Source organism: Nocardioides sp. P5_C9_2 (assembly GCF_054049555.1).
Genome location: NZ_JBFUMD010000594.1, coordinates 1 through 1,995, shown reverse-complemented (window position 1 = coordinate 1,995; position 1,995 = coordinate 1). Strand labels below are relative to the sequence as shown.

The 1,995-nt window shown below is 72.5% G+C and carries 1 protein-coding gene; it reads left to right on the top strand.

All coding sequences use genetic code 11. The features are described 5' to 3' along the window. Positions 1–176: 176 nt before the first annotated feature. Positions 177–1,995 (top strand): transketolase (gene tkt, locus ACXJKL_RS20030; protein WP_457208752.1); only part of this gene is annotated, 1,819 nt, incomplete at its 3' end.

The following is a 1,995-nucleotide window of genomic DNA, read 5'->3' as shown; positions in this document are numbered from 1 at the left end:
GTATGGAACCTCGAGGAAGGGGAACTGATGCGTTGTCGAGTCTAGCCCGCGACGTGAGTAGGCTCGGAGGTGCCTGCCCATGAACGTCCGAGAGGATCTCTGTGCCTTCCACTCCCCCCGCGCTCGACTGGAACGAACTCGACTCGAAGGCCGTCGACACGGCGCGGGTCCTGGCCATGGACGCCGTGCAGAAGGTCGGCAACGGCCACCCCGGTACGGCGATGAGCCTCGCGCCGGCGGCGTACCTGCTGTTCCAGAAGGTCATGCGGCACAACCCCGCCGACCCGCACTGGCCCGGGCGCGACCGGTTCGTGCTGTCGGCGGGCCACAGCTCGATCACGCTCTACACGCAGCTCTTCCTGGGGGGCTGGGGCCTCGAGCTCGAGGACCTCAGGGCGCTGCGCACCTGGGGCTCCAAGACCCCGGGCCACCCCGAGCACGGTCACACCGCCGGCGTCGAGACGACGACTGGCCCGCTGGGCCAGGGCGTCGGCAACGCGGTGGGCATGGCGATGGCCGCCCGCCGCGAGCGCGGCCTCCTCGACCCGGGAACCGCCGCGGGCGAGTCGCCGTTCGACCACCACGTCTACGCGATCTGCAGCGACGGCGACCTCCAGGAGGGCGTGAGCGCCGAGGCCTCCTCGATCGCCGGCACCCAGCAGCTCGGCAACCTCACCGTCATCTACGACGCCAACCGCATCTCGATCGAGGGCGACACCGACGTCGCGTTCACCGAGGACGTCGGCAAGCGCTACGAGGCCTACGGCTGGCACGTGCAGACCGTCGACTGGACCCACGACGGCACCGAGTACGTCGAGGACGTCGAGCAGCTCCACGACGCGGTCAGGGCCGCCGACGCGGTCACCGACCAGCCCAGCCTGATCGTCCTGCGCACCGTCATCGCCTGGCCCGCGCCGCACGCGCAGGGCACCGGCGCCTCGCACGGCTCGGCCCTCGGCGCCGAGGAGGTGGCCGCCACCAAGAAGATCCTCGGCTTCGACCCCGAGCAGCACTTCGAGGTGCCCGAGGCCGTCATCGAGCGGACCCGGTCGCTCGTGGCCCGCGGCAAGGAGGTCCAGGCCGCCTGGGACGAGCAGCTCGCCGCCTGGCGCGACGCCGCCTCGGCGGAGACGCTGGCCACCTGGGAGCGGATGCAGACCCGCGCCCTGCCCGACGGCCTCGCCGATGCCCTGCCGACGTACGACGCCRACCCGAAGGGCGTCGCGACCCGCAAGGCCTCCGGCGCCGTCATCAACGCCGTCGCCGCGGTCATGCCCGAGCTGTGGGGCGGCTCGGCCGACCTGGCCGAGTCCAACAACACGACCATCAGCGACGCGCCGTCGTTCATCCCCAAGGACCGCTCCACCGACCAGTGGGACGGCGACCCCGAGGCCGGCCGGGTGCTGCACTTCGGCATCCGTGAGCACGGGATGGGCGCGATCCTCAACGGCATCACCCTGCACGGCGGCACCCGCGTCTTCGGCGGCACGTTCCTCACGTTCTCCGACTACATGCGCGGCTCGGTGCGCCTCGCGGCGCTGATGGGCCTGCCCGTCACCTACGTGTGGACCCACGACTCCATCGGCCTCGGCGAGGACGGGCCGACCCACCAGCCCATCGAGCACCTGGCCGCCCTGCGCGCCATCCCGGGCCTGGACGTCGTGCGGCCGGCCGACGCCAACGAGACCGCCGCCGCCTGGCACGCGGTGCTCCGCAACACCGACCGTCCCGCCGGCATGGCCCTGACCCGCCAGAACGTCCCGGTCTTCCCCCGGGGCACCGACGGCTACAGCGACACCAGCAACGTCCACCGCGGCGGCTACGTCCTGCTGGACGTCGAGGGCGGCCTGCCCGACGTCGTCCTGGTCGGCACCGGCTCCGAGGTCCAGATCGCCGTCGCCGCCCGCGACCTGCTCGCCGAGGACGGCATCCGCGCCCGCGTGGTGTCGATGCCGTGCCGCGAGTGGTTCGACGAGCAGGAGCAGGCCTACCGCG